The following is a 1,566-nucleotide window of genomic DNA, read 5'->3' on the forward strand; positions in this document are numbered from 1 at the left end:
TCTCAATCGAAGGAGCCTCCTCAAAATCCGGGGCGGTTCACTCCGCCAACTTTCGTTCGCGCGGAGGGCCCTCGCAGTCTCGGATTGCCGCGTAGGGTGTTGCCGAAACCGTGGCTTCATTGTCCGTGCGCCAGGGCGGTTGCGCCAGTCGCCAAGTGCCATAGTCCAAGTGAGAAATCTCCTCCAAGTTGGAGGAAAGTCTTGACTTCACGAGCTGGCGGAAACGGATAGGGAAGGGTTCGTCATGCGCGTGCGTCCATGGGGTGCCGTCCTTCATTGGTTGGCTCCGCGAACCTGCACTCGCGGGCCGGGCAGCGGCGCACAATCTCGGGAACTCCAAAGGCCCACAGGCATGACAAACCCCAGCACTCCCATGACCGACGGCCACGCCCTCGAATACCGGGGCTTTCGCTTCGAGCTGCGCGCAGACGCCGCGCGCGGCGGCTATCAGCCCGTCGTCGTTCTTGTGCGCACCCCTGCCGATGAGGAAGAGAAGCAGTTGCCGAGCGACACCGAAGAGATCGTCTATGGCACCGAGGCAGAGGCCATCCGGCACGCAGAGCAGCAGGCGATGCGCTGGGTCCATGACCGCACCGGTACAGGGCAGACGCAGTTCTAGACGGCGCGGCCATCTGCGGGGATCCAGGAGGCCAGGGCGCGTTCTCAGGCACCATGTGCGTGCCCGACAGTAGGCAGCCGCGCAGTTCGTCGACCACGATGCCCTTGCCTGCGGGGCCGTAGCTGCGGCGACCATGTTGGTCTGAAATGAACCGCGCAATGCGGACGCCAAGCCCGTCGGCGAGCAACGCGGGCGAGCACTATCCGAGCAGTGCATGCTCTACCCGCACTGACACCAGCAAGCAGCGCGGCGAACTGCTTGACAGGTAGCGTCGAACAATCCAGATTTGCTTGGCGGGCTTGCTTCCGTTCCGCTCTTAAATTGGACTTCATCGGAAGCTTCTAAAAGGAGAGCGCAATGAAAGGACTTCTAGCTGCTTTCGTCTTGGCAAGCGCTGCAGCTGGATTTGGCACTCCGACGCAGGCGCAGGCGCCGTCGAAAGGTCCGACCATCGGACCCGCGCCGAAACATACTTGTATATGGAGACCTATGCCTACGCGACTTCCCTCCCCGGGAGCATGTGGTTGGTATGGAAACCCACCCGTCGCCAGGCCGGGGAACTATGACTGTGGAGTGGTAAGCGACGGCAAACGGTGTGTTCGCAGCTGCAAGTTCAGGGGGTGTGCCTCGGGACCGTGAGGTTGGCAGCCGGTTGCACAGGCACACTCGTCCGAGGCGGTCACGGCGCTCGCCCAGCAGATGCTGCAGCACATCCAGCGCCAGACGCAGGACATCAGCGTGAAGGACGCCAAGCTTAAGAACTCAGGTTCGAACTGGCACGTCACAGGCCTGGGAGTTCGGTGCGAAGTCCGAGGCCCGCTGGATATTTGGCGATTGCCATAACGCCAAACAAAGAAGAAAGCCCGCTATCGATGTGATAGCGGGCTTTCCAGTTGCCTTGCGGCTTGTAGTGGCTCCTCGACCTGGGCTCGAACCAGGGACCTACG

1 protein-coding gene is annotated in these 1,566 nt (G+C 61.9%); it reads left to right on the forward strand.

Features of this window, described 5'->3' with window-relative positions; all coding sequences use genetic code 11:
* The first annotated feature begins 373 nt into the window (after positions 1–373).
* Positions 374–619, forward strand: coding sequence for a hypothetical protein (locus APY03_RS17170; RefSeq protein ID WP_102905391.1), 246 nt, complete (start codon positions 374–376; stop codon positions 617–619).
* Positions 620–1,566 lie beyond the last annotated feature (947 nt).

The sequence above is a fragment of the Variovorax sp. WDL1 genome, assembly GCF_001541225.1.
In the GTDB taxonomy this organism is placed as follows: Bacteria; Pseudomonadota; Gammaproteobacteria; order Burkholderiales; family Burkholderiaceae_C; genus Variovorax.